Source organism: Phenylobacterium sp. (assembly GCF_004299445.1).
In the GTDB taxonomy this organism is placed as follows: Bacteria; Pseudomonadota; Alphaproteobacteria; order Caulobacterales; family Caulobacteraceae; genus Phenylobacterium.
On record NZ_SCTC01000037.1, the window covers coordinates 125,217 to 150,845 of the forward strand.

The 25,629-nt window shown below is 68.6% G+C and carries 24 protein-coding genes; 11 read left to right on the forward strand and 13 right to left on the reverse strand.

Annotated features, from left to right (window positions below):
- Positions 1–20: 20 nt before the first annotated feature.
- Positions 21–341, reverse strand: a complete 321-nt coding sequence (locus EPN98_RS09525) for a 2Fe-2S iron-sulfur cluster-binding protein (protein WP_293362451.1) — start codon at positions 339–341, stop codon at positions 21–23.
- A 40-nt stretch (positions 342–381) separates the two neighbouring features.
- Positions 382–1,614 (reverse strand): FAD-dependent oxidoreductase, encoded by a 1,233-nt coding sequence (locus tag EPN98_RS09530; protein ID WP_293362452.1) that lies wholly within the window; start codon positions 1,612–1,614, stop codon positions 382–384.
- A gap of 355 nt (positions 1,615–1,969) precedes the next feature.
- On the opposite strand from EPN98_RS09530, the gene EPN98_RS09535 reads away from it, so the two are divergent.
- From EPN98_RS09535 to EPN98_RS09550, 4 genes are all read left to right on the forward strand, one after another.
- Complete coding sequence (locus tag EPN98_RS09535) at positions 1,970–3,244, forward strand: cytochrome P450 (RefSeq protein WP_293362453.1); 1,275 nt, start codon at positions 1,970–1,972, stop codon at positions 3,242–3,244.
- A gap of 153 nt (positions 3,245–3,397) precedes the next feature.
- Positions 3,398–3,979, forward strand: coding sequence for a TetR/AcrR family transcriptional regulator (locus EPN98_RS09540; RefSeq protein ID WP_293362454.1), 582 nt, complete (start codon positions 3,398–3,400; stop codon positions 3,977–3,979).
- Between the two features lie 62 nt (positions 3,980–4,041).
- Positions 4,042–4,308, forward strand: coding sequence for a CopG family ribbon-helix-helix protein (locus tag EPN98_RS09545; protein ID WP_293362455.1), 267 nt, complete (start codon positions 4,042–4,044; stop codon positions 4,306–4,308).
- Positions 4,305–4,598, forward strand: coding sequence for a type II toxin-antitoxin system RelE/ParE family toxin (locus EPN98_RS09550; protein ID WP_293362456.1), 294 nt, complete (start codon positions 4,305–4,307; stop codon positions 4,596–4,598). Before EPN98_RS09545 ends, EPN98_RS09550 begins: the two co-directional genes overlap by 4 nt.
- 8 nt (positions 4,599–4,606) lie before the next feature.
- Here the strand turns inward: EPN98_RS09550 and EPN98_RS09555 are convergent, their stop codons facing one another.
- From EPN98_RS09555 to sdhC, 4 genes are read right to left on the reverse strand one after another with little or no spacing between them, the layout of a single operon-like run.
- Positions 4,607–5,392, reverse strand: coding sequence for a succinate dehydrogenase iron-sulfur subunit (locus tag EPN98_RS09555; RefSeq protein ID WP_293362457.1), 786 nt, complete (start codon positions 5,390–5,392; stop codon positions 4,607–4,609).
- A 16-nt stretch (positions 5,393–5,408) separates the two neighbouring features.
- The gene (sdhA, locus tag EPN98_RS09560; RefSeq protein ID WP_293362458.1) at positions 5,409–7,196 is read right to left on the reverse strand and encodes a succinate dehydrogenase flavoprotein subunit; all 1,788 of its coding nucleotides are present in this window, start codon (positions 7,194–7,196) and stop codon (positions 5,409–5,411) included.
- Between the two features lie 3 nt (positions 7,197–7,199).
- Positions 7,200–7,583, reverse strand: a complete 384-nt coding sequence (gene sdhD / locus EPN98_RS09565) for a succinate dehydrogenase, hydrophobic membrane anchor protein (RefSeq protein ID WP_293362459.1) — start codon at positions 7,581–7,583, stop codon at positions 7,200–7,202.
- Positions 7,583–7,990, reverse strand: coding sequence for a succinate dehydrogenase, cytochrome b556 subunit (gene sdhC, locus EPN98_RS09570; RefSeq protein WP_293362460.1), 408 nt, complete (start codon positions 7,988–7,990; stop codon positions 7,583–7,585). The genes sdhD and sdhC overlap by 1 nt, the downstream gene beginning before the upstream one ends.
- Positions 7,991–8,198: 208 nt before the next feature.
- Between sdhC and EPN98_RS09575 the strand changes: the two genes are divergently transcribed.
- Entirely contained in the window at positions 8,199–9,080 is an 882-nt protein-coding gene (locus EPN98_RS09575) for a LysR substrate-binding domain-containing protein (RefSeq protein WP_293362461.1), read from the forward strand.
- On the opposite strand, the gene EPN98_RS09580 is transcribed toward EPN98_RS09575, so the two are convergent.
- Both EPN98_RS09580 and zapE read right to left on the reverse strand, forming a co-directional pair.
- A complete protein-coding gene (locus EPN98_RS09580; protein WP_293362462.1) occupies positions 9,070–9,762 on the reverse strand; it encodes a class I SAM-dependent methyltransferase in 693 nt (230 codons plus the stop codon). The genes EPN98_RS09575 and EPN98_RS09580 overlap by 11 nt on opposite strands.
- On the reverse strand, positions 9,762–10,883 hold the full coding sequence (gene zapE / locus EPN98_RS09585) for a cell division protein ZapE (protein WP_293362463.1): 1,122 nt from the start codon (positions 10,881–10,883) through the stop codon (positions 9,762–9,764). The genes EPN98_RS09580 and zapE overlap by 1 nt, the downstream gene beginning before the upstream one ends.
- Positions 10,884–11,010: 127 nt before the next feature.
- On the opposite strand from zapE, the gene EPN98_RS09590 reads away from it, so the two are divergent.
- Complete coding sequence (locus tag EPN98_RS09590) at positions 11,011–11,910, forward strand: TylF/MycF/NovP-related O-methyltransferase (RefSeq protein WP_293362464.1); 900 nt, start codon at positions 11,011–11,013, stop codon at positions 11,908–11,910.
- Positions 11,907–12,707 (forward strand): arginase family protein, encoded by an 801-nt coding sequence (locus EPN98_RS09595; RefSeq protein WP_293362465.1) that lies wholly within the window; start codon positions 11,907–11,909, stop codon positions 12,705–12,707. Before EPN98_RS09590 ends, EPN98_RS09595 begins: the two co-directional genes overlap by 4 nt.
- Before the next feature lie 14 nt (positions 12,708–12,721).
- Here the strand turns inward: EPN98_RS09595 and EPN98_RS09600 are convergent, their stop codons facing one another.
- Positions 12,722–14,218 (reverse strand): CoA-acylating methylmalonate-semialdehyde dehydrogenase, encoded by a 1,497-nt coding sequence (locus EPN98_RS09600; protein WP_293362466.1) that lies wholly within the window; start codon positions 14,216–14,218, stop codon positions 12,722–12,724.
- A gap of 192 nt (positions 14,219–14,410) precedes the next feature.
- On the opposite strand from EPN98_RS09600, the gene EPN98_RS09605 reads away from it, so the two are divergent.
- The 4 genes from EPN98_RS09605 (at position 14,411) to hisG (ending at position 19,002) form a co-directional block, all read left to right on the forward strand.
- On the forward strand, positions 14,411–15,190 hold the full coding sequence (locus tag EPN98_RS09605) for a DUF2189 domain-containing protein (protein WP_293362467.1): 780 nt from the start codon (positions 14,411–14,413) through the stop codon (positions 15,188–15,190).
- 262 nt (positions 15,191–15,452) lie between these two features.
- Positions 15,453–16,925, forward strand: coding sequence for a histidine--tRNA ligase (hisS, locus tag EPN98_RS09610; protein ID WP_293362468.1), 1,473 nt, complete (start codon positions 15,453–15,455; stop codon positions 16,923–16,925).
- Complete coding sequence (locus EPN98_RS09615) at positions 16,925–18,055, forward strand: ATP phosphoribosyltransferase regulatory subunit (protein ID WP_293362469.1); 1,131 nt, start codon at positions 16,925–16,927, stop codon at positions 18,053–18,055. The genes hisS and EPN98_RS09615 overlap by 1 nt, the downstream gene beginning before the upstream one ends.
- Positions 18,052–19,002 (forward strand): ATP phosphoribosyltransferase, encoded by a 951-nt coding sequence (hisG, locus tag EPN98_RS09620; protein WP_293362470.1) that lies wholly within the window; start codon positions 18,052–18,054, stop codon positions 19,000–19,002. The genes EPN98_RS09615 and hisG overlap by 4 nt, the downstream gene beginning before the upstream one ends.
- 280 nt (positions 19,003–19,282) lie before the next feature.
- On the opposite strand, the gene EPN98_RS09625 is transcribed toward hisG, so the two are convergent.
- The 4 genes from EPN98_RS09625 to EPN98_RS09640 all read right to left on the reverse strand — a co-directional run bounded on the left by EPN98_RS09625 (position 19,283) and on the right by EPN98_RS09640 (position 25,595).
- A complete protein-coding gene (locus EPN98_RS09625) occupies positions 19,283–21,934 on the reverse strand; it encodes a DEAD/DEAH box helicase family protein (RefSeq protein WP_293362471.1) in 2,652 nt (883 codons plus the stop codon).
- Positions 21,935–22,027: 93 nt separating this feature from the next.
- Positions 22,028–24,103 carry a M13-type metalloendopeptidase gene (locus EPN98_RS09630; RefSeq protein ID WP_293362472.1) on the reverse strand — a complete coding sequence of 692 codons (2,076 nt, stop codon included), beginning with the start codon at positions 24,101–24,103 and terminating at the stop codon, positions 22,028–22,030.
- Between the two features lie 86 nt (positions 24,104–24,189).
- A complete protein-coding gene (locus EPN98_RS09635) occupies positions 24,190–24,636 on the reverse strand; it encodes a copper chaperone PCu(A)C (RefSeq protein ID WP_293362473.1) in 447 nt (148 codons plus the stop codon).
- A 236-nt stretch (positions 24,637–24,872) separates the two neighbouring features.
- Positions 24,873–25,595: a DJ-1/PfpI family protein gene (locus EPN98_RS09640; protein ID WP_293362474.1), complete on the reverse strand. Its 723-nt coding sequence runs from the start codon at positions 25,593–25,595 to the stop codon at positions 24,873–24,875.
- Between the last annotated feature and the right edge of the window lie 34 nt (positions 25,596–25,629).

Below are 25,629 nucleotides of genomic sequence, written 5' to 3' on the forward strand. Positions count from 1 at the left end.
CGGGTCCTCGCATCGAGCCTCTAGTGCTGGCTCTCGGGCATCGTCACGCGCAGGCCGTCCAACTCGTCCGACACCTTGATCTGGCACGACAGACGGCTGTTGGGCTCGACGCCTTCGGCGAAGTCGAGCATCGAGTCCTCCATCGCCGAGCGGTCGCCCGTCTTCGACAGCCAGGCTTCGTCAACATAGACGTGGCACGTGGCGCATGCGCAGGCGCCGCCGCAGTCGGCGTCGATGCCCGGGATGTTGTTCTTCACGGCGCCTTCCATGACGGAAAGGCCGGTCTTCACGTCGATGACGTGCTCGGTCCCGTTGTGCTCGACGTAGGTGATCTTGGCCATGGGCGCCCCTGAAAATCGAAGAGTAACTAACCGCCTGTTTTCAGACGGTGACCTCTTTCATGGAAACGGAAGTGTCCGCAAGCTTCGCCTTATCCACGGGCTTGCGGTTAAGAATGAGAAGTTTCCCCATCATGAATTCGGGCGGGGCGTTGATCGCCTCGACCGACTGGACCTGGTCGCCCTTCAGATGGAACACCGCGAACTTGCCGCTGGCCGGTTCGCCGCGGATCAGAACCTCATCGACGTCGAAGGCATAGCCAGCGATCTGGAGCTTCAGGTCGTACTGGTCGCTCCACTGCCAGGGGCATTCCCCGGCGGGGCGCGGCTTGCCCACGATGGCGCTGGCGGCCTGCTTGGCCTGCTCCAGCGCGTTGGGCACGCTCTCCATGCGGAACATGCGATCGTAGATCGGCATCGGCCGGTGGGCCACGTCGCCGATGGCGAAGATGGCCGGATCGGTCACGCTGCGGGCGTCGAGATCGACCACCACGCCGCGCGCGCACTCCAGGCCCGCGTCCCTGGCCAGTTCGTCGTTGGGGGTGGCGCCCACGCCGACCACGACCGCGTCGCAGGCGATGATCCGGCCGTCGGCCAGCTTCACGCCGGTGACATGGCCATCCTGACCCTCGAAGGCGGTCACGCTGGCGCCCAGCTCGAAGCGGACGCCGTGCTTCTGGTGATAGCCGGTGAAGAAGTCCGACAGCGCCTCGCAGGCCACGCGCGCCAGGATGCGCGCTTCGCGTTCCAGCACCACGACTTCGGCGCCCAGCGCCCGGCCTGACGCCGCCACTTCCAGGCCGATGTAACCGCCGCCCACGACGGCCAGGGTCTTGCCCGGGCCGACGGTGGCCTTCAGCGCCTCGGCGTGCGCCGCAGTGCGCAGGAACAGGATGCCCTTCAGGTCCGCGCCCGGGATCGGGAGCGCGATGGCGCGCGCGCCGGTGGCCAGGATCAGGTGCTCGTAGGCGAGGCTGGAGCCATCCGACAGCGTGACGGTCTTGCTCCCCCGGTCGATGGCCGTGGCCGAGACCGAGGGGCGGAAGTCGATCCCGTTCTCGGCGTAGAACTCGAGCGGCTTCAGGGCCAGCGAGTCGGCGTCGGCTTCGCCCTTCAGCCAGGCCTTGCTGAGCGGCGGGCGCTGATAGGGCGGGATCGGCTCGTCGCCGACCATCGTGATCGGGCCCTCGAAGCCGTACTGGCGCAGCAACGCCGCGGCCGTGCCACCGGCATGACCCGCGCCCACGATCACCACATGTCCGCCCGACCCGCTCATACTTCTCCGATGCCCAAAAGTGACACTGGCGTCAACTTCAATGGCGAAACGTCATCCACCGACTGCCTCTCTTTGCCCGCTCACCCTACGGAGGGCAAATCCAACGCCAGGGCCAACGCGAGCGCAGAGACGCCGCGCGCGCCGCAGGCCCTCAATTTGTGCAACCACGAACCACACGAACCACACGAACTCCGTTCGGCTCAGCGTCGGGGGGCTCTGGTTCGTGTGGTTCGTGGTCAATCTCATCGGCGCTGATGCGCCACCGCGCCTCGCCGGTTCGTACAAGGGCTTGCCGAACACTGTTTGGATAGGCGTCCTGTCTGCAAAGGGCCGTCGGCGCCCGGGAGGACCAGCCATGGACGACGGATCGCTCGAGTTCCGTGAAGCCGCCGCCGCCGAGGCGTGGGCCACGCCGATCGAGGCGCTGAACCCGGCCCAGACCGACCTCTTCGTCAACGACGCCATGTGGCCGGTCTTCGAACGGCTGCGCAAGGAATCGCCGGTTCACTGGACGCCCCGCGGCGACGAATACGACGGCTTCTGGTCGGTCACCCGCTACCAGGACATCATGGCCGTCGACACCAATCACGAGGTGTTCTCGTCGGCCGACGGCATCGTGCTCCAGTCGCTGGAAGCCAAGGCCGAGTCCGAGAAGCGCCCGCGCGGCAACAGCTTCATCGCCATGGACCCGCCGGGCCACGACATCCAGCGCAAGACGGTCAGCCCGGCCGTGGCGCCCCACAACCTGCAGGCCATGGCGCCGATCATCCGCGCCGAGGCCGGCAAGATCCTTGACAGCCTCCCGATCGGCCAGGAGTTCGACTGGGTCGACCTGGTGTCGAAGGAACTGACGGCCATGACGCTGGCCACACTCTTCGACTATCCGCAGGCCAAGCGCCGCGAGCTCACGTTCTGGTCCGATATGTTCACCAACGCGCCGGGCTTCGGGCCGGCGAAGAGCTGGGAGCACAAGCGCGAGCAGGCCGACGCGTGCTTCGCCGCCTTTGACGAACTTTGGGCCGAACGGGTGAACGCGCCGCCCAAGTTCGACCTGGTGTCGATGATGGCCCACGCCGAGGCCACCCGGAACCTCTCGGCGACCGACTACCACTCCAACGTCGTGCTGTTGATCATCGGCGGCAACGACACCACCCGGAACACCATCTCGGGCAGCGTCTATGCGCTGAACAAGAACCCCGACCAGTACGACAAGCTGCGCGCCAACCCGGCCCTGATCCCGAACATGGTTTCAGAGACCATCCGCTGGCAGACGCCGCTGGCCCATATGGCCCGCACCGCGACCCGCGACTTCGAGCTGGGCGGCAAGACCATCAAGGCCGGCGATCGGGTGGTCATGTGGTACGTCTCGGGCAACCGCGACGAGGCCCAGATCGAGGACCCGAACCGCTACAACATCGAGCGCGAGCGGCCCCGCAATCACCTGTCGTTCGGCTTCGGCATCCACCGCTGCGTTGGCAACCGCCTGGCCGAACTGCAGCTCACGATCATCTGGGAAGAGATCCTGGCCCGCTTCCCCGAAATCCGCCTGGTCCGCGAACCGCTGCGCACCCACTCGGTCTTCGTGAAGGGCTATGAAACGCTGCCGGTGGTGATCCCCTACCGGAACTGATCCAACGCCCCCTCCGTCAGCTTCGCTGCCACCTCCCCCGCAAGCGGGTGAGGGACTTGGGGCCATCGATCCGCAGTTCCTCCCCGATGCCAATGGGGGAGGGGGACCACGAAGTGGTGGAGGGGGCGCAGGGATCGCGCCTACACTCAGCCCGTGACCATCGAAGGACGCCGATACCACGCGGGCGACCTGCCCGGACGTCTCCTGCGCGAGGCGCGCGAGATGCTGGAGGAGGGCGGGCTCAAGAAGCTGAACCTGCGCGCCCTGGCGGCCCGCGCCGGCTTCACGCCGGCCTCGATGTATCACCACTACGAGAACAAGCGCGCCCTGCTGGCCGAGCTGGCGGCGCTGGGGTTCGGGGAGTTGCGGCGGAGCCTCGAGAATGCCGATCGCGAAGCCGCAGATGGGGCCCGCCTGAGGGCCTGGGCCATCGGGTACTTCGAGTACGCCCAAACCGAGCCCGCGATGTTCGCCCTGATGTTCGATCCCGACATCGCCGAGGCGCCGGTCGTCGCCGAGGCGCGCGACGCGGCGCTTAGCCGCCTGCATCACGTGGTGGAGGAAGTCGCCGAGGCGCTGGGGCGCGACGGCGCGCCGATCGACAAGATCACCCTGGCCGTCTGGGCCGCGGCCCATGGCGCCGCCGGCCTCAGCGCCGCCCGCCCCGGCCAGCCCCAGCTCATCGAGGATGTGATCACCGGGCTCGGCGCTCTGTTCCCGGCGAACCGGGGGTAGCCTCCGGCTTGCTGTGCCGATTGACTATGATTATTCCTTAGTCGAAGTGATTGCGAGGCGTGATGAGCGAGACTCGGGTTCTGACTGCGCATGTCCCGACGCACTTGGCGGAGAAGGTCGATGCCATGGCGGCACGCCTTGAGCGCTCGCGAGGCTGGGTGGTCAAGCAGGCCCTGGCGGCCTGGGTCGACCTCGAAGAGGAGCGTCACCGAATGACGCTCGAAGCCCTCGCCGACGTGGACGCCGGCCGCCTGATCGACCATCAGGCCATCGTCGCGTGGGCCGACAGCCTGGAGACAGACACGCCTCTGCCGCTCCCGGCCGCGTGAAGGTCCGCTGGACCGGCAGGGCGTCGTCCGACCTTGCCCGACTCTACGAGCACCTGCGACCGGTGGCCCCGGATGCGGCCGCCCGGGTGGTTCGACAGCTGGCGCGCGCGCCGGACCGTCTGGTGGACTATCCCCGTATCGGCGAGCGCCTGGACGCTTACGCACCGCGTGAGGTCCGCCGGATTGTCGTGGGCGACTATGAGCTGCGCTACGAGATCTCGGCCGCCAGCATCCTCATCCTGAGGTTATGGCACTGTCGCGAAGCCAGGAGTGAGGAGCCGGACGGCTGAGCGTCAGATCACACCACGCGGTCGGCCAGCATCAGCTTCACCTCGGCGATGGCCTTGGCGGGGTTCAGGCCCTTGGGGCACACCTGGGCGCAGTTCATGATGGTGTGGCAGCGGTAGAGCTTGAAGGGATCTTCCAGCTCGTCCAGGCGCGCGCCGGTCTGCTCGTCGCGGCTGTCGATGATCCAGCGGTAGGCGTGCAGCAGGGCCGCTGGGCCCAGGTACTTCTCCTGGTTCCACCAGTAGCTGGGGCAGCTGGTCGAGCAGCAGGCGCACAGGATGCACTCGTAGAGGCCGTCCAGCTTCTCGCGGTCTTCCGGCGACTGCTTCCATTCCTTCTGCGGCTCGGGCGTCTCGGTCTGCAGCCAGGGCTGGATCGAGGCGTACTGGGCGTAGAACAGCGTCAGGTCCGGGATCAGGTCCTTGACCACCGGCATGTGCGGCAGCGGGCTGATCGCGATCTTGTTGCCCGAGCACTCCTCGTGGCCCTGGATGCAGGCGAGCGCGTTGCGCCCGTCGATGTTCATGGCGCACGAGCCGCAGATGCCTTCGCGGCATGAGCGGCGGAAGGTCAGCGTCGGGTCGATGTTGTTTTTGATGTGGATCAGGATGTCGAGCACCATCGGGCCGCACTGGCTGGTGTCGACGTCGTAGGTGTCCCAGCGCGGGTTCTCGCCGCTGTCGGGGTCGTAGCGATAGACCTTGAAGGTCTTGACCTTCGAAGCGCCGGCCGGGGCCGGGTAGTGCTTACCCGTCGGCTTGATCTTCGAGTTCTTGGGAAGGGTGAGCTGGACCATCTGTCTTCATCCCTTCCTAGTAGACCCGCGCCTTGGGCGGGAACGGCGCGATCTCGTTGGTCATCGTGTAGTCGTGGACCGGGCGGTAATCGATCTTCACCTTGCCCGTGGCGTCGTCGAACCAGCTGAGGGTGTGCTTCATCCACGTCTTGTCGTTGCGATCCGGGAAGTCCTCGTGCGCATGGGCGCCGCGGCTTTCGGTGCGGTTATGCGCGCCCGTCACCGTCACGACCGCCTGGCCGATCAGGTTGTCGAGCTCCAGCGTCTCCATGAGGTCCGAATTCCAGACCATCGAGCGGTCGGTGACCTTGAGGTCGCCGCGCTTGGCGTTGACCGCGTCCATCCGCTTGACGCCCGAGGCCAGGGCTTCGGACGTTCGGTAGACCGCCGCGTCCTCCTGCATGGCCATCTGCATCTCCAGCCGCAGCGACGCCGTGCTGGTGCCGCCCGAGGCGTGGCGGAACTTGTCCAGCCGCGCCAGGTGGCCGTCGGTCATCGCGGGCTTCAGCTCGGGCTGGGTCGCCCCCGCCTTCAGGATATCGGCGGCCCGCAGCGCGGCCGACCGGCCGAACACCACGAGGTCGATCAGGCTGTTGCTGCCCAGCCGGTTCGCGCCGTGGACCGACACGCAGGCCGCCTCGCCCACGGCCATCAGCCCCGGCACGACCTGGTCGGGATTCTTCCCCGCCTTGGTCACGACCTCTGAGTAGAAGTTCGTGGGGATGCCGCCCATGTTGTAGTGCACCGTGGGCAGGACCGGGATCGGCTCCTTGGTCACGTCCACGCCGGCGAAGATCTTGGCGCTCTCGGAAATCCCCGGCAGCCGCTCGGCCAGGATCTTGGGATCCAGGTGGTCGAGGTGCAGGAAGATGTGATCCTTCTTCGGACCCACGCCGCGGCCTTCGCGGATTTCCATGGTCATAGCGCGGCTGACCATGTCGCGGGGCGCCAGGTCCTTCACAGTGGGCGCATAGCGCTCCATGAACCGCTCGCCCTCGGAGTTGGTCAGGTAGCCGCCTTCGCCGCGGGCGCCTTCGGTGATCAGGCAGCCGGAGCCGTAGATCCCGGTCGGGTGGAACTGCACGAACTCCATGTCCTGCAGCGGTAGGCCCGCCCGCAGCGTCATCCCGCCGCCGTCGCCGGTGCAGGTGTGCGCCGAGGTGGCCGAGAAGTAGGCGCGGCCGTAGCCGCCGGTGGCCAGGATCACCAGCTGGGCCTGGAAGCGGTGCAGGGTGCCGTCGTCCAGCTTCCACGCCGTGACGCCCCGGCACACGCCCTCGTCCATGATCAGGTCGAGGGCGAAGTACTCGATGAAGAACTCGGTGTCGTTGGCCAGGGACTGGCCGTACATCGTGTGCAGCATGGCGTGACCGGTGCGGTCGGCCGCGGCGCAGGTGCGCTGGATCGGGGCCTCGCCGTAGTTCTTGGTCATGCCGCCGAAGGCGCGCTGATAGATCTTGCCGTCGGCCGTGCGGCTGAACGGCACGCCCCAGTGCTCGAGCTCGTAGACGGCGGCGGGCGCGTTGCGGCACAGGTACTCGATGGCGTCCTGGTCGCCCAGCCAGTCCGACCCCTTGACGGTGTCGTACATGTGCCAGCGCCAGTCATCCTCGCCCATGTTGCCCAGGGATGCAGAAATCCCCCCTTGAGCCGCAACGGTGTGCGAGCGGGTCGGGAAGACCTTGGTGATGCAGGCCGTCTTGAGGCCGGCCTGCGCACAGCCCAGCGCCGCGCGCAGGCCTGAGCCGCCGGCGCCGACCACGACAACGTCGAACTTGTGGTCGATGAATTCGTACGTCGCCATGGGTTAGGCGCCCCCCAGCGCGACCTTGAGGATGGAAAAGACCGCGAGCGCTCCGAAGAGGCCGCAGATGAACAGGTTGGCCAGCAGGCAGGCCGCCTTGTTCAGGTGGGTGTAGACGTAGTCCTCGATGACCACGCGCAGGCCCGACTGCATGTGCATGAAGGAGACCGCGATGGTGAGGATCATCAGGGTCGCGTTGACCGGCTCGCTGATCCAGGCGACGGCGCCATAGTAGTCGAGCGCGGCCAGCCGGATCACGGCGAAGGCGCCCCAGATCACCAGCGGGACAAGCGCCACGGCGGCGACGCGTTCGGAGAGCCAGTGGCCGACACCGTGCTTGGCGGAGCCCAGCCCGCGGGCTGTGGAAAGCGGCGTGCGGAACGACATCAGAGCGCTCCCGTCATGTAGGCGATGCCCCAGACCGCGAGGGTGGCGGCGATGGCGAAGCCGAAGACCACGAAGGCCGAGCTGTTGGCCTGTTCCTTGTCGAGCCCGTAGCCCAGGTCCCAGATCAGGTGCCGGACGCCGTTGCCCAGGTGGTAGAACGCCGAGGCGCTCATCCCGAACATCACCAGCTTGCCCAGCGGCGACCCCAGCAGCGCCTTGAAGGTCCCGTAGGCCTCGGGGCCGCTAGCCAGCGAGATCGCCCAGACGGCGACGATCAGCCCGCCCAGGTAGATGCCTACCCCGGTCACCCGGTGGAGGATCGACGTCAGCATGGTGACGTGCCAGCGCCATATCTGCAGATGCGGCGACATGGGCCGGTCGGCCGGACCGCGTGGAACGGATGTCATGTGTAACAGGCCCCCAATGCCCTCAGCCCTGTCGGTTTTAGGCGTCGCTTCGGGTGTGTCAACGCGCCGCGGTCCCGCTCTGCGATCATGTTACGCGTGAGCTTCGCCCAATGGTGCGCGGATAACCCACAGCAGGGCGAAATCTGCCGCGATTTCGCTTCGGCGCAATGCGTCGTTGCGCTAGGGATCCTTCGCGAAAGGCGAAGGAATGCGGTTCGATCTCACTGACCTGCGGCTGTTCTGCGACGTGGTGGACGAAGGCTCGATCACGGCGGGCGCCGAGAAGAGCGCCCTGGCGCTGGCCGCCGCCTCGACCCGGATCCGCAACATGGAGGCGACCCTGGGCGCCGCGTTGCTGATCCGCTCGCGCCAGGGCGTGACGCCGACCGCCGCGGGCCGGATGCTGCTGAAGCACGCCCGTAACATGCTTAGCCAGGCGGCGCGGATGCGCGAGGATCTGTCGGCCTTCGCCGGCGGCCTGTCGGGCGAGGTGAAGCTGCTGGCCAACACCAACGCCCTCACCGAATTCCTGCCTGAGGCGCTGAGCTCGTTCCTGGCCGCCCATCCGCACATGAGCGTCGACCTGGAGGAGCGGCTCTCGGACGAGATCGTGGGCCTTATCGCCGAAGGCGTCGGCGACGTGGGGATCGTCGCCGGCACGGTCGACGTGGGCGCCCTGCAGACTTACCCGTTCCGCTCCGACCGGTTCGTGGTGGTGGCGGCGCCGGGCCATCCCCTGGCCGCGCGCGACCGGGTCAGTTTCGCCGAGGTTCTGGAATACGACGTCGTGGGCCTCGAGCGCTCCAGCTCTCTTCAGCGCTTCCTGGTCAGCAAGGCGGCGCGTGAGGGCCGGCCGTTGAAGGCGCGGGTGCAGCTCCGCAGCTTCGATGCGGTGTGCCGGCTGGTGGAGGCCGGCGTCGGGGTCGGCGTGGTTCCGCAGACGACCGCGGGTCGGGCGGCCAGGACCATGTCGCTGGCGGTGATCGATCTGGCCGACGACTGGGCGCTGCGGGAACTCACCATCGTCGTGCGGGCCGAGGCCGAGCTGCGGCCCTATGCCCGCGAGCTGGTGGAGAGCCTCAGGGCTTGAGCCAGACGAAGGCGAAGCTGACCGGGCGGTCGCGGTATTGGTCCCACTTGGCCTTCCGGGCCACCCAGGCGTCGTCGATGACGCCTTCCTCCAGTGTGGCTAGGCGCCACCCCGCGCCGAGCGCCGCGCGGACGTGGTCGGAGAAGAGATGGACGTGGCTTTCGATCGCCACCGGCTCGCCGGGCGCACGATCGAAGTGGGTCGGAATGCCGCTCATCAGGAACCAGGGATGATAGCCCACCAGCACGAAACCGCCGCCCGGCCGCGCCAGGCGGAAGGCTTCGGCATACAGCGGACCGAGGTCGGGCAGGTGCTCGTCGGCCAGTGACTGCGTGATGAGGTTGTAGCGGTCCGAGGGGATCCCGGTGTCGGTGATGTCGCCGACGGTCAGGCCCTCGTACACGCCCTTTTCCCGGGCCTGGGCCAGCATCTGCGGGGTCAGGTCGACGCCGTCGATCCGCTGCACGCCCTTGGCGCGCAGCCAGGCGCCGATCCGGCCTGTCCCGCAAGCCAGGTCCAGCACCCGGCCGGCGGCGCGCCACTGGATCTGCAGCCGTTCCAGCAGGCGCAGGTCCATGAGGTCCACGACCGTGTCCTCGTATGTCGGCGCCCAGGCGGCGTAGCCCTCGCGGACCCCGAGGGTGGGATAGTGGCGGGCGTCAAAGCGGGCGAAGTCGACCATCAGCGTTCCTCGAGCCAGCTGGCCGAGCGCATCTCCTGCAGGCGCGAGGCGGTGCGCTCGAACTCGAAGGCGCCGTCGCCCTCGGGGTAGAGCTTCGTGGGCTCGGCGTCGGCCAGCACGATCAGTCGGGTCCGGGCCTCGTAGAGGGCGTCGATCAGGATCACCAGCCGCCGCGCCTCCTGTCGCTGCGCCGGCGACAGCTTGGGCAGGCCCTCCAGGAAGACGGTGTGGAAGCGCTGGGCGATGGCGATGTAGTCGTTGGGCCCCAGGGCCGCCTTGCACAGATCGTCGAACGTGGCGCGCAGCAGGCCGCCGGCGGCGCGCGGGAAGCTGAGCTTGCGGCCCAGCACCTCGATGGCCTCGCCATCCTCGGCCTCGGGGCCGAGCATCTCCTTCCAGAGCGCGTCGAAAGCTCTGCGGTTGTCCGCATCCGGGGGCGAGAACCACGTGCCGGCCGCCCGCAGACGGTCGAGGCGATAGTCGTGCGGGCCCGCGATCACCACGACCTCGGCCTTCCGCTTCAGGAGATCGATGAAGGGCAGGAAGAGCTGGCGGTTGATGCCGTTCAGATAGAGGTCGTCGGGCAGCCGGTTGGAGGTGGCGACCAGCACGACGCCATGGCCGAACAGGGCCTCGAACAGCCGCCCCAGGATCATCGCGTCGGCGATGTCGGTGACCTGGAACTCGTCGAAGCAGAGCAGCCGCGCCTCGCTCGCGATCACGTCGGCCACGGGCGGGATCGGATCGTCGCCCTTGAATTGGCCGAAGCGCTTCTTGCGCGCATCACGGTCGCCCTTGCGCCAGGCGTCGATGAGCCGGTGAACCTCGCCCATGAAGACATGGAAGTGGGTGCGACGCTTCTTGAAGCCGGTGGCCGTCTCGTAGAACAGGTCCATCAGCATCGACTTGCCGCGGCCGACGGGTCCGATGAGGTAGACGCCGCGCGGGGGCTCGTAGTGACGGCGGCGCAGCATGGCCAGGATGCCGCCTTCGGGCTCGTCCTCGGCCAGATCCAGCTCCAGGCGGATCAGCGGCAGGAGCGCGGCGGCCTGCGCGGGATCGGGCCGGATCAGGCCTTCGCGGACACGCGCGTCGTAGGCAGCTTGCAGGGCGGAGGCCATGGCGTCCGGCCTATCTGCGTCGTGGCCCCGGCGCAAGGAACGGGAGCCTCCGCCGGTCGCCAACCCTTCCGCGCCCTGCTACCGAGCACGCCTTGTGCAGCCCGGCGTTACGAAGGAGTTCTCGACCTTGCCGCAGACGATCCTGGAAGACCTGACTGTCGGAGAAACCCCGGATATCGCCGAGGCCCTGGCGCGCCGCGGTTCGCATGCGCGCGCTCACCAGCTGTTGCGCTCGGCGCTGCAGACGGTGCCGTCTCGGCTCGACATCCGCGTGCGGCGGGGCATTGTGGCCAACCCGACCGTGCGCACGAACGTCTTGCTGGACCTGATGGGCGCGCTGAAGTCGTTCCAGAAGTCGGCCTTCGTCTCGGATGGCTTGGCGACGTGGATGAAGCTCCTGCCGTTCATGGAAGATGTGCGCTTCATGCAGACGGCGGCGCGGCACGAGAACCTGCTGCCAATCCCCAACTGGCATTGGAACCTGCAGACGGCGCTGTGGGCGGTTCAACAGGTGGCCAAGGTCCCCGGCGATTTCATGGAGCTGGGGGTGTTCCGCGGGCACACCACGCTCTTCCTAGCCGACTACCTGGAATTCCAGGACATACCGCGGACCTGGTGGCTCTACGACACCTTCGAGGGCATTCCTGAGGACCAGCTGGACCCCAACTGGCGCGACAACAATGCGCGGGCCTACGAGGGCACGTTCAGCTTCGAAGAAGTGCAGGCCCGGTTCGCCGCCTATCCGAACATCAAGGTGATCAAGGGCCGGGTGCCAGAAGTCCTTCAGGCCGGTGAGTTGCCCGAGCAGATCGCGTTCCTGCACATGGACCTAAACAACTCCACGGCCGAGATCGCCGCGCTGGACCTGGTGTTCGATCGTATCCCGTCGGGCGGCGTGATCCTGTTCGACGACTACTGCTGGGAGGTCTCGCGCGCGCAGCACGACGCGGAGAAGGCCTGGTTCGCCCAGCGTGGACTCCACATTCTGCCCCTGCCCACCGGGCAGGGCGTGTTCGTGAAGCCATGAGCCGCGTCGGGCTGCTGGGGCTGCCGACCGATCGCCACTCGTCGTTCCTGCGGGGTGCGGCGGCCGCGCCGGCCGTGATCCGCGCCGCGCTGCATTCGGCCCACTCGCACCTGACCGCCACCAACGGGGCCCAGATGGACGCCGTGCTGGCCGACCTGGGCGACGCTCCGCTCTGCGAGGATGAGGGCGACTTCGACCGCATGGTGGCGGCGGTGGCAGGGGCGTTCCGGGCGGGGCCGGCGGTGGTGCTGGGGGGCGACCATGCTGTGACCTACCCGGTGCTGGCCGGGATCGCCGCGGCCGGTCTCGCGCCGCCGCAGATCGTGCACATCGACGCCCATTCCGACCTCTACGACGACTTCGAGGGCGACCCGCTCAGCCACGCCTCGCCGTTCGCGCGGATCATGGAGCGCGGGCTGGCGGCGGGACTGACCCAGCTGGGCATCCGAACGCCCAACGCACATCTCCTCGCCCAGGCGAAGCGGTTCGGGGTGAGGGTGTTCTCTCCCGAGACGTACGCAGCGGGGATGGCGTCGTTGCCGACGGGGCCGACCTACATCTCCATCGACCTCGACGGCCTGGACCCAGCCTACGCGCCCGGCGTCTCGCACCATGAGCCCGGCGGGCTCACGACGCGCGAGGTGCTGCGGGTGATCTGGGAGACGCCGGGCCCGGTGATCGGCGGCGACATCGTCGAGCTGAACCCGGGCCGGGACGTGAACGGCATGACCGCGACCCTGGCGGCCAAGCTCCTCAAGGAGCTCGCCGCGCGGATCAGCGCAGATTCCTTCTCCTGATGGAGAGGTAGCGCCTATTTCATCGTCGGGATGACGAAGGCCGAGTCCTCGACCGAGCCTTCCGGCCAGCGGGCGGTGATGGTCTTGACCTTGGTGTAGAAGCGCACGCCCTCCATGCCGTGCTGGTTGGCGTCGCCGAACGCGCTGCGCTTCCAGCCGCCAAAGGTGTGGTAGGCGACGGGCACGGGGATCGGCACGTTGATCCCCACCATGCCGACGTTCACGCGGGCGGCGAACTCGCGGGCGGCGCGGCCGTTGCGGGTGAAGATGGCGACGCCGTTTCCGTATTGATGGTTGGACGGCAGGGCCAGCGCCTCCTCGAAGGTCTCGGCCCGGACGATCTGCAGGACGGGACCGAAGATCTCTTCCTGATAGGTCTTCATCGTGGGCTTCACCTTGTCGAACAGGCTGGGGCCCATGAAGAAGCCCTGTTCGTAGCCCTGCAGCTGGAAGCCGCGGCCGTCGACCACGAGCTCGGCGCCTTCGTCCACGCCCAGCTGGATGTAGTCGCTGATCTTCTGCTTGTGGGCCTGGCTCACGACCGGGCCGTACTGGGCCGCGGCGTCGGTGGAGAGACCGACCTTCAGCGTGTCCAGCTCCGCGAGCACGCGCTCACGCACTTCATCGGCCGTCTTCTTGCCCACCGGCACCACGACAGGCAGCGCCATGCACCGCTCCCCGGCCGAGCCATAGGCCGCGCCGATGATGTCCTTCGTCGCCTGCTCGAGGTCGGCGTCGGGCAGGATGAGGCCGTGGTTCTTCGCCCCGCCCATGGCCTGGACCCGCTTCGCGTTGGCCGTGCCGCGCGAGTAGACATAGTGAGCGATGTCCGAGCTGCCGACGAAGCTGACGGCCTTGATGTCGGGATGGTCCAGGATCGCGTCGACGGCGGTCTTGTCGCCGTGGATCACATTGAGGACGCCGCTCGGGGCGCCCGCTTCCATCATCAGCTCGGCGAGCTTCACCGGAACCGTCGGATCCTTCTCGCTGGGCTTCAGGATGAAGGTATTGCCCACCGCGATGGCGATGCCGAACATCCACATCGGGATCATCGCCGGGAAGTTGAACGGGGTGATGCCCGCGGCCACGCCAAGGGGCTGGCGCATCGAGTAGACGTCGATCCCGGGGCCCGCGCCCTCGGTGTACTCGCCCTTCAGCGCATGCGGGATGCCGCAAGCGAACTCGATCACCTCCAGGCCGCGCTGGATGTCGCCCTTCGAGTCGGCGATGACCTTGCCGTGCTCGGACGACAGGATCTCGGCCAGCACGTCCATGTCGCGCTCGACCAGGCGCTTGAACTCGAACATCACCCGCGCCCGCCGCTGCGGATTCACCAGCGCCCAGGTCTGCTGAGCCCGGACCGCTGACTGCACGGCGCGATCCACCTCGGCCGGCGTCGCCAGCTGCACTCGGGCCTGCACCTCGCCGGTGTTGGGGTTGAACACGTCGCCGTAGCGACCCGAAGCGCCTGCGAACGCCGCGCCGTCGATGAAATGGGTGATCTCTCGCATGGGCCGCGTTTTAGGCTGGCTGGCGGAGCGAGCCTAGAGGCTTCTGGATGAGATGATGCGGGGGCGACGGCGGCCGCTTCCTCAACCTCGGAGGTTTGATCTCGCGCAAAGCGCCGCCCCTGCGCCGTGGCCACGCTTGCCGTCGAACAACGCAGAGGCGCGCGAGCCAGCGCGCCCGCAGGGAGGGCGGCGATGAGCGCGCCAGGGCGGCTGCCGGACGTGAACCGTGTGGGCTATGGCGCACCGCTGCGCTGGCTCGGCGGCGGGTGGGCGGACCTGTGGAAGGCGCCGGGCCCCTGCTTCGTGTACGGCGGCTTCATCGCTTCGCTGCTGTCGCTGGTGACCTTCGCGCTATACGCGTCGGGCCTCGCGTTTCAGGTGGTGATCCTGACGTTGGGACTGGTCCTGATCGCGCCGATCCTGGCGATGGGCCCCTACGAGGCTGGTCGCCGGCTGGAAGCGGGCGAACGTCCGCGGCTGGCGCAGATCTTCGTGGTGCGCTCCGCCCTGCGGCAGGATGCGTTCTTCCTGGGACTGGCCCTGTTCCTGGTCTTCTCGTTCTGGATCCAGGCGGCGCAGGTGGTCTACGGCCTCTCCACCTACCAGCTTCACGCCACGCTGCCGGAGTTCCTCGACTTCGCGTTCAAGACCGGGGATGGCCGGCGGATGCTGGCGATCGGCGGCGTGATCGGCGGGGCGATCGCGTTCGTCGCCTACACCCTGGTGGTGGTGTCGGCGCCGATGCTGCTGGAACGGCGCTTCGACGTCTTCATGGCGACCGTGACCAGCGTCCGGGTCGTCATGCAGAATCCGGGCCCCATGCTGCTCTGGGCGGCGATCGTGGCGACCCTGGTGCTCGCCTCGGCCGCCACGGGTTTCATGGCCCTGGTCGTGGTGTTCCCCTGGCTGGGCCTTGCCAGCTGGCGGGCCTACCGAGGCCTGGTGGCCGTCGACGCCGGGGCGCGGCCGTGACTCCGAGGCCGGCCTGTACTATAGCGCCGCCGTCATGACGCGGATCGCGCACCATCACGGCCACCACCATCCGACCCCGGCGGGTTCGGAGCGGGTGCGCGCGGCCTGACGCGAACCCCTCCCGAGCCCCGCCGATCCGGACGGGGCTCGATCTTCTTCCAGCTTCGTCCGTCGCCCTTCTCCCGAAGCGAGACGACCGATGAACGACCTTTCCCCAGACCTTTTCTTGAGTGCGGACGCCGCAGCCGGTAAGCGCGCGGCCATGAGCGCCGATGCCCCCAGCCGACCCGAAGCCCGAGCCCCCCGCGGATTCAACGACCGTCGCGCCCGCGACGTGGTCGCCGAGCGGGCGATCCTGACCGCCGTCAGCGGCGTCTACGAGCGCTGGGGCTTCGAGCCGCTGGAGACCGGCGCGTTCGAATACGCCGACGCGCTGGGCAAGTTCCTGCCGGACGCCGACCGTCCCAACGAGGGCGTCTTCGCGCTGCAGGATGACGACGAGCAGTGGATGGCCCTGCGCTACGATCTGACCGCGCCGCTGGCCCGGTTCGCGGCGCAGAACTGGGAGACCCTGCCCAAGCCGTTCCGCCGCTATGCCTTCGGGCCCGTCTGGCGCAACGAGAAGCCCGGCCCGGGCCGCTTCCGGGAGTTCGTCCAGTGCGACGCCGACACGGTGGGCTCGGCGCGTCCGGAGGCCGACGCCGAGATCATCGCCATGGCTGTCGAGGGCCTGGAGGCCGCGGGCCTGCCGGCCGGCTCGGCGCTGATCAAGATCAACAACCGCAAGCTCCTGAACGGCCTGATGAGCGCCGCCGGCGTCACCGACGAGGGCCAGAAGCTGGCCGTGTTGCGGGCGGTGGACAAGCTGGACCGCCTGGGGCCCGAAGGCGTGCGCCTGCTGCTGGGCGAGGGCCGCAAGGACGAGAGCGGCGACTTCACCAAGGGCGCCGGCCTGAACGCCTCGGCCGCCGAGCGGGTGCTGGCCTTCACCGCGGCCGGCGCGGGCGACCGGGCCTCGACCCTCGCCAAGCTGGCCGATGTCGTGGGCGGCTCGGCCGAGGGCGACGAGGGCCTGGCGGAACTGGCGGCCATCGACGCGGCGCTCGCGGGCCTGGGCGTCGGCGCCGACCGGGCGACCTTCGACCCGGCCGTGGTGCGCGGGCTGGAGTACTACACGGGCGCGGTCTTCGAGGCCGAGCTGCTGCTGTCCACCCTGGACGAGAAGGGCCAGCCGATGCGGTTCGGCTCGATCGGCGGCGGCGGGCGCTATGACGACCTCGTGGCGCGGTTCACCGGCGAGCGGACGCCCGCCACCGGCTTCTCGTTCGGCGTCTCGCGCCTGGCCTCGGCGCTGAAGGCGGCGGGCAAGGACCTGGCGACTGCGGCGCGCGGGCCGGTCGTGGTGATCGCGTTCTCGCAGGATCGCATGGCCGACTACTTCGCCGTGGCCCGGGAAGTCCGCGCCGCGGGTATCCCGGCCGAGGTCTATCTCGGCGCATCGGGCATGAAGGCGCAGATGAAGTACGCCGACCGCAGGCTGTCGCCCGCGGCCATCATTGTCGGGGATGACGAACTGGCCGCCGGCACGGTGACGGTGAAGGATCTGGATCTCGGGCGCGAGCTGGCGTCGAAGGTGGCCGACAACGCCGAGTGGCGCGGTCAGCGGCCGGGCCAGCAGACCATTCCGCGCGGCGAGCTGGTGGCGGCGCTGCAACGCATCCTGGCGGGCGGTTGATGCGCGTCGAGCCTGCCGTTCCGTCCGCGGTGCTGGCCGCCGTCCGTGCGCCCCTGGAAACGTCCGGGGCCGAACGGGCCGACGCGCCGCTGCTGCAGCCCCTGAACCTGCTACTCGACCTGGCCGGCGAGGCCATGCGCGCGCGGCTGTTCGTGGTCCAGGCCGAGGGCGGGGCGGAAAGCTGCCTGCGCCCCGACTTCACGGTCGCCATCGCGCGCCAGCACATCGAGAGCGGCCGCGCGGCCGGGCTCTACTGGTACCAGGGTGCGGCGTTCCGAGCCTCGTCCGGCGCCGACCGGCCCGAGGAGTTCGTGCAGATCGGGCTGGAGATGTTCTCGCCGGGCGGCGGGGCCGTGGAAGCGGCCGACGCCGAGATCGCCGGGCTAGCCTGGCGGTCCGCCGCGGCCGGCGGGCGCGACGACCTTTCGCTGTGGCTGGGCGACGTGGCGCTGTTCGGCGCCTTCGTGGAAAGCCTGGACCTTCCCGAGAGCCTCAGCGGCCGGCTGAAGCGCGTTGCGGGCCGACCGCGTCTGCTCTGGGCCGAGCTGTCGCGGACGGGCGAGGCTTCGGCCGACGGCGTCGGCACGCTTTCGGGCCTGCTGGCCGGCCTGTCCGAGGCCCAGGCCGGCGCGCTGCTGGAGGAGGTCTGGGCGCTGGCCGGCGTGGAGCCGGTGGGCGGACGGGGCCCGGCCGAGATCGCGGCCCGGCTGGTCCGCAAGGCCGAGGCTGCGCAGGCTCCGGCGCTGACGCAGGCCCAGGCGGATGCGGTGCGCGCCTTCATGGCGATCGACGACGAGCCCGCATACGCCTTCGCCCGGATGCGCAAACTGGCGGGCGCCAACGACGGGGCGCTGAAGGCGGCTCTGGCCGGGTGGGAGCAGCGGCTGATCGACCTGGCCCTCGTGGCGCCTGCCGACCGAATGCGCTTCACCCCCGCGCTGGGGCACGCCTTCGACTACTATGACGGCCTGACGTTCGAGGTGCGGAGCGCGGCTCTGGGCGCGGATCTGCCGGTGGCCGTGGGCGGGCGCTACGACGGATTGCTGGCGCGGCTGGGCGGAGCGGGCCAGGCCCGTGCCGTGGGCTGCATGGTCCGGCCGTGGCGGGCCTGGGCGGGAGCCGAACAATGAGCGGGCTGGTCATTGCGATCCCTTCCAAGGGACGCCTGAAGGAGCAGGTCGAGGGCTGGCTGGTCGACTGCGGCCTGAAGCTGGACGTCACCGGCGGCGCGCGTGGCTATGTGGCCAGCCTTAAGGGGCTGCCGGGCGCTCAGGTGCGGTTCCTGTCGGCCGCCGACATCGCCGAGGCGCTGGACGCCGGCGACGTGCACCTGGGCGTCACCGGCGAGGATCTGCTGCGCGAGCGCGGCGACGACCTGGACGCGAGGGTCCTGCTGTTGCGCCCGCTGGGCTTCGGCCGCGCCGACCTGGTGACGGCGGTGCCCAAGAGCTGGCTGGACGTCGACACGATGGCCGACCTCGAAGAGGTGGCCCACGATTTCCTGGCCCGCACGGGCCGGCGAATGCGGGTGGCGACCAAGTACCTGGCCCAGACCCGCAGCTTCTTCGCCCGCCACGGCGTGGCCGACTATCGGATCGTCGAATCGGGGGGCGCGACCGAGGGGGCGCCGGCGACGGGCGCCGCCGAACTGGTGGTCGACATCACCACGACGGGCGCGACCCTGGTGGCCAATGGGCTCAAGGTGCTGAGCGACGGCGTCATGCTGAAGAGCCAGGCGCAGCTGGCGGCGAATCTGGGCGCCGAATGGAGCCCCGAAGCGCTGACGCAGGCCGAGCGACTGTTGCGGATCGTCGAGGCGCGGGCCGGCGCGCTGCGCAGCGCGACGCTGGCGTGGCCCACGCGGGGCGACAAGGCCGAGGCGGCGGTGGTCGAGGGGCTGGTCGCCGCCGGCGCCACACGACGTCCGAACGGTTTGCTGGTCGATTCGGCGCAGGTCGCGGATGCGAGTCTGGCGCTGAGCGCCGCCGGTCTGGGGCCGGTGACGGTTTCCAAGCCGGACTTCGTCTTTGACGTGAAGTGCGCCCCCTGCGACACGCTCAGGTCGAGGATATTTTGACGCAAATGTAAAAAGACGGCGTAAAATTTTCCTCCCGCCGCGAAATTTCGCCCCGGACATGCCGTGAAGGGGGTTTTGGCCCGTTGACTCGGGCAGAAAATTGCCGTTTTGTCATCTGGCGAGAGACAAGAAGGCGCCTAGTCCTGAAGTCTCCGGCGTTTCGGGGAGGAAACGCCCGCTCAATCAGAGCGACTGCTCAAGGCGGCCTGCAGCGATTATCCCCCGCTGCAGGCCGATTCTTTTTGTGGCGAGCCCGCTTTTGACGGAATCGCCAAAAATCCTAGGTCCAGGCTGAGCGACGGTCGACCGATCGCTGGAACCCCGCCGCCAGCGATTTCGCTCGGGCGCGAAGCAGCGTGCGGCGGCCCTGCGGTGTCCGGGCGTAGACGAGGTCGGACGCGCCGACATGCTGATTCCAGAGCTGTGCGAAGCGTTCGGCTGACGCCTTCTTCGCACCCAGCGCCATGGGAACGGCGTGATAGTCGGTGCGGAGGCGCCAGCCCAGACGGCTCCGTCGGGCGAGGAGGTAGCGGGGATTCTGGACCGGTCCCAGGACCTCGGAGATGGCCTGCATCACCAGGCGCTCGGTGCTGCGGCTGACACCTTGCAGGACGATGTCCTTGCGCCCGTCCAGGCTGGCGCGGATCTGAAAGCGGGCGCCGCGCAGCTCTGTCTCGGTGACAGCGCCGGCATGGAAGAGGCTCCACAGCACAACCAGGCCCACCTGATGCAGGCTGCGTTCGACCGTACCGTTGCGCCAGAACAGCCGCAGCGCCTTCGCCAAGCCCGGCAGGCTGGCCAGTCCGGCGGCGCCCGCCGCGATCATCCCGAACTGGCCGAGGCCTTCGAACGAGTCCCAGCCCCGCAATTCGTCGAAGACCGCGAACGCCGCCGCGCTGGCGGCGCTCCAGATCAGGGCCTGCAGGGTATCGGTCCAGGCGAGCGCTCGCGGAGCGTAGTTGGGCGCCGCCGTTTCCCGGACCCTGGCTCGTGGCCCGCCTGCTCCGAGGGATGCTGACCAGCGTCGCGCGGTCCCCGCGCGGTCCGCCGCAAGCGCCAGCGTCCGATGGTTCGACGCGCGCATATCATCGGCCAGGTCGACGCCCAACCGCCCGATACCGCTCTCGATCAGGGTCGACTCTCCGCCGGAGATGCCTTCGAAGGCGCGAAATCGCCGCGCCAGCAGCGCGCCATCCGTCAGGCCGCCACCACCTTCGTCGGCCAGGTGGCCCCACTCCAGGCGCTCGACGGCCTCGGCGAACAGGCCTTGGGAAGGCTCGACAGTGGCCAGGTGCCAGATGTTGGCGACCTTCTGCGGGCTGGCGGGGTCGACGCGGATCGCGCGCCCGCGCATCTGGTTCGACAGCATGAACGAGGCCGTATTGCTGGCCAGGACCAAGCTGTTGAGGGCCGGTGCGTCCCAGCCTTCGCCGAGAAGCGATTGCGTCCCCACGAGGATCCGCACGGCGCCGCGGGTGAACAACGCGGTGACAAGGTGGACGAGGCTCACGCTTGCGGCCGCTCCGAGCTCCACGCGCACGTGATCGGGGCAAGCGGGAATATCGAAGGCCTTCCACGCCGAGGCATCGAGGCCCTGCTCGGCCGCCAGTTCGTCCAGATCAGGCAGGGCCGTTCGGGGAAGGATTACCAGGGCGCCCGTCAGAACGCCGATGCGCCCTGCGCCGGCGCCGCGGCGGCGAAGGTGTTCGAAGATCGGCACCACGCCCAGTCGCGACGGTCGAAACTCGCCGTCCCGGGACGGGGGCAGCTCGCCGGCGCGGACGTGATCCGACAGCACAACCATCCGCAGGGCTCCGCCCAGAGCCTGTTCCTCGGCGCGCGCGATCTCGGCGACGCTCTCGAGCTTGGCGAGGTTGGATGTCATGAGCTGGAAGATGGACCGGGTCGCGCGCAGCCGGACCCGTCCGCCCTCCACCAGCCCATGCGTTTGGAGCCGCTGGCGCAACGCCTTCACCCGATCGGCGCCGATGTCGAAGACCTTGGCATGGCTACCCGTCAAGCCGTCGAGAAACGTCTCCAGCCAGGCAAACGACGGCTGAGGAAGGTCCCGCGCCGATACGCCCAGCAGTCTGAGCGGGGCAGAAGGGAGGCGACGGCCCGCACCGGCCAGTTGCAGCAGGACGGAAGACAGCATTTCAGGCGCTTCCAGGATCGCTTCGGCGTGCGCCTCGGGATCCGTCAGCCAGGCATGACGCTCGAGCTCGTCCAGCAGAGCGTCGTCCGCCCGCAGGTCGGCCTGAAGCTGGGCGATCTCCCGGCGTCGCGCCTCCAGCAGCCGCAACCCCTCGTGGGTCGGCTGAGACAGGAGGACGTGGTCCTGGTGCGGGCAGAGGTCGCCGTTGCGCACGAGTTCTGGGATGCCGATCTCCAGGTCGATCGGCCCGCAGATCGCCTCATAACGCGCCCACTCGGCGAAGGCGGCGTCGTAGGGCGGGGTGGCGGTAAGCGCCACGACCTGAACGTCGGTCAGACATGCGATCAGCTTCTCGATGCCGGTCCACCACTCCCGCCGAAGATGGTGGGCTTCGTCCAGGACGAGTGTGAGGGGACCGGCGGCGTTGAGTGCGGCCGCCAGCTCCTCGATCTCGTCGGCCCGGCGGAAGGCGTCCAGGCCCTGATAGGTGGCCAGCGTCAGGATGCGCGGCGCGGACAGCTGATGCGAGACCTCATGGGCGGCCGGCCGCGCGTCGAGGAACAGCGGCGTCAGCCGATCGGCCCACTGGTCGCGGATCGCCACGGTGGGTGCGAAGACCAGCGCCCGACGGCCCAGACGGCGTACGATCTCGAGCCCCAGCATCGTCTTGCCGGCGCCTGGTGCGGCGACGATGTGCAGACGCCTGTTGGCGAGGTGGTCGCCCATCTCGTCCAGGATGCGGGCCTGGTAGTCACGCCAGACGCCCTTGAATTGCATTCGCGACAGCATCGACCCTGACGTATCGCGGGAATCGAGCCGCCTCCATGGCCAAGGTGGCCCGGACGCCTCCCACTGGGTCGCGCGAAGGCGCTACCAGATCCGGACGCGCTTCTCGGGCGGAAGGTACATCGGGTCGCCGGGCTTCACGCCGAAGGCGTCGTAGAAGGCGTCGATGTTGCGAACCGGCAGATCGACGCGGGCCAGCGGCGGCGAGTGTGGGTCGCTGACCAGGATCTGCTTCATGAAGTCGTCGCGGTACTTGGCGCGCCAAACCTGGGCCCAGCCCAGGAACACGCGCTGTTCGCCGGTCATGCCGTCGATCACCGGGGCGGGCTTGCCCTGCAGCGAGATCTTGTAGGCCTCGAGCGCCAGCAGCAGGCCGCCCAGGTCGGCGATGTTCTCGCCCATGGTCAGCTCGCCGTTGATCTTGGCGCCGGGCAGGATCTCGGTCGCCGAGTACTGCGCGCCCAGCCGCTCGGCCTGGGCCATGAACTTGGCCTCGTCGTCCTTGGTCCACCATTCGGCCAGACGCCCGTCGCCGTCCGACTTGCGGCCCTGGTCGTCGAATCCGTGCGTGATCTCGTGGCCGATGACCCCGCCAATGGCGCCGTAGTTGATCGCGGCGTCGCCGTCCGGGTCGAAGAAGGGCGGCTGCAGGATGGCGGCCGGGAAGACGATCTCGTTCTTCGTCGAAGAGTAGTAGGCGTTGATCGTGGCCGGGGTCATCCCCCACTCGCTGCGGTCGACCGGCTGGTTCAGCCGCGCCGCCCGGAAGCGCCAGTCGAAAGCCGAGGCCCGCTGGACGTTGCCGTACAGGTCGCCGTCCCTGATCTCCAGCTTGGCGTAGTCGCGCCATTTGTCGGGATAGCCGATCTTGACCGTGAACTTGCCCAGCTTCTCGGCGGCTTTGGTCTTGGTCTCCGGGCTCATCCAGTCGAGCTTCTGGATGCGCGCGCCCATTGCTTTCTTGAGGTCGCCGACCAGGGCTTCCATGGCCGCCTTGTCCTTAGCCGGGAAGTAGGCGTCGACGTACAGCTTGCCGACGGCCTCCCCCAGATTACCGTCCACCAGGTTCACCGCCCGCTTCCAGCGCGGCTGCTGGGCCGGCGTGCCGGACAGCGTCTTGCTGCGGAACTCGAATTTGGCCTGGTCGAAGTCCTTGGAAAGGTAGCTCGCGGCTTGGTCGATGGTTGTGAAGGCGAGCCAGGCCTTCAGCGTGTCGATGTCGGTATTGCTGTAGATCGCGGCGATTTTCGGGAAGGCTGTGTTCTCGGACACGACGACGCGCTTGGCGTTCGACAACTCGGCGCCGCTCAGGAAGGCGCTCCAGTTGAAGCCGGGCGCCAGCTTGGGCAGGTCGGCGACGGCGTAGGGATTGTAGGTCTTGTCGTCGTCGCGCTGCTCGACCTTGCTCCAGGACGCCTTGGCCACCTCGGTCTCCATGGCCAGGATGGCCTTGGCGTGGGCCTCGGGTTCGGGCCAGCCGGCCAGCGTGAGCATCCGGGCGACATAGGCCTGATAGGCGGCGCGCTCCTTCTCAAAACGCGCCTCGAGATAGTAGTCGCGGTCGGGCAGGGTGATGCCGCCCTGGCCCAGGTAGACCGTGTACTTCAGCGGGTCCTTCGCGTCGTCGTAGACGAAGGGGCCGAAGAAGCTCTGTCCGAAACCCATCGCGGTGGCGCCCATCAGCCGGGCGACGTCGTCGTGGTTACGGGCCTTACGGATCTTGGCCAGGTCGCCGGCCAGCGGTGTTGCGCCCAGGGCCTCGAGCCGGGCTTCGTCCATGAAGCTGCGATAGAGCGCGCCGACCTTGGCTTCGGGACCGTCCTTGGCATTGCTGGCGGCCGCCTTGTCGATCACGGCCTGCAGCCGCGCCTTCGAGAGGTCGTCCAGCACATTGTAGGCGCCGAAAGCGTTGCGGTCGGGCGGGATCTCAAGCGACTTCATGTAGCCGCCGTTGGCGTAGCCGAACAGCGACTGGCCGGGCGTCAGCGTGATGTCGCGCCCCGCCATGTCGAAGCCCCACGGACCCATGCGCGGCGCCTTGGTCAGGTCGCGGGCTGGCGCTTGCTGGGCGGTCGCAGCGCCGTCTGCGGCGTAGGCGGACGGGGGAGCGCCGGCCAGAAGCAAGGCGGCGGCGGAGGCGGCGAGCCAGGCGGTTTTCATGGAACTCGTCTCGTTCGGGATGGGTATGTTGGCCGGACCTTGTGCGCAGGTCCGGCGGTAACGCCCGTTACATTTCTGTCAGGAACTCAGTGGTGCTGATGAGCTGCGACAGGCGGTCCCATGCCGACGACGAACGACGCCTTGACCTTGGCGCCGCTGGCGAATGTGAGCGTGACGGGAATGGTGTCGCCGGCCTTCAGCGCCTGCGTCAGACCCATCAGCATCAAGTGGTATCCGCCGGGCGCGAAGGTGACACGTCCGCCGGCCGCCACGGGCACACGCTCCAGACGCTGCATGGAGGCGATGCCGTTCTTCATGCTGGATTGGTGGATCTGCACCTCGCGGGCGACGGGCGAGTCGGCGGCGACCAGGGCGTCGGCCGCCTTGTCGGGGTTGGCCAGGGTCATGAACCCGCCGCCCGTGGCCCCTTGGGCGGCCGGCCGGCTCCAGGCGGCCTCGACCTTGGGGGCGGCCAGGGCGGGCGAGGCGATGGCCAGGACGAAGGTGAGCGGCAGGAGAACCCGATAGGTCATGGTGTGATCTCGTGAGGCGTGGAGGCGCTGCGCGCCCGCGGTATGGCGAAGTCGACGGCAAGAGCAATGACGAACGAAGCGCTCGTCAGCGGATAGATGATGGCCAGGGGCGCAATTGTGGCGACAGTGGTCCAGCGCGCTGCCGATGCGCCTCCACCACGCCACGAAGCCTACGAAGGCGCGGTGGAGTTCGGACCCCAGCGGGGCCGGGGCGGACCGTGCGGACATCGACGACCTCACCCGATCGCGAACGGATCGTTGTTGGGATCTTCGCTCCACTGGTACTCCAGCGTGCGGGCGAGCCGGCGGGCGGCGTCCTTGCCGTGGAACCGCGCGATCACGGCCAGGGCCATGTCGGTCCCGGCCGAGACGCCGGAAGACGTGACGTACTTGCCGTCCTCTACCCATCGCGCGTGCTTCACCCAGGTCACGCTGGAGTCCTGGGACTGCGCGATCGACAAAAACTTCTTGTTCGACGTGGCGCGGCGGCCCTTCAGCAGCCCGGCTTTCGCCAGCAGCGCCGATCCCGTGCAGACAGAGGTCGTCAGCTCGGTGCGCTTGTCCTGCTCGCGAATGAACTGCAGCAGCCCTTCGTTCTTCAGCTCCGGCAGGGTGCCGATGCCGCCCGGAACCATCATGATGTCCAGGGCAGGCGAGGTGTCGAAGCCGTAGTCGGCGACGGCCGACACGCCCTGAGCCGAGCGCACGGGCCCGGCCTTCTGGGCCACGAAGATCACCTTCATGTTCGGGACGTTGGCCCACATCTCGACCGGACCGAACACGTCCAGCACTTCGAAGTCGGGGTAGAGGATCACGCCCACGGTCTTCTTGCCCGACTGGGCCTGTGCGCCGGCCGTCGAGGCCAGCGCCGCGACCCCGGCGCCGAGCGCCAGGCGGGTCATCCAGCCGCGGCGCGTGTCGGAGGTCGGATGGGAGTTGGGTTGAATCTCAGTCGTCATGACGTCGTCTCCTCAAGGGATGAGGCCGGCGCTT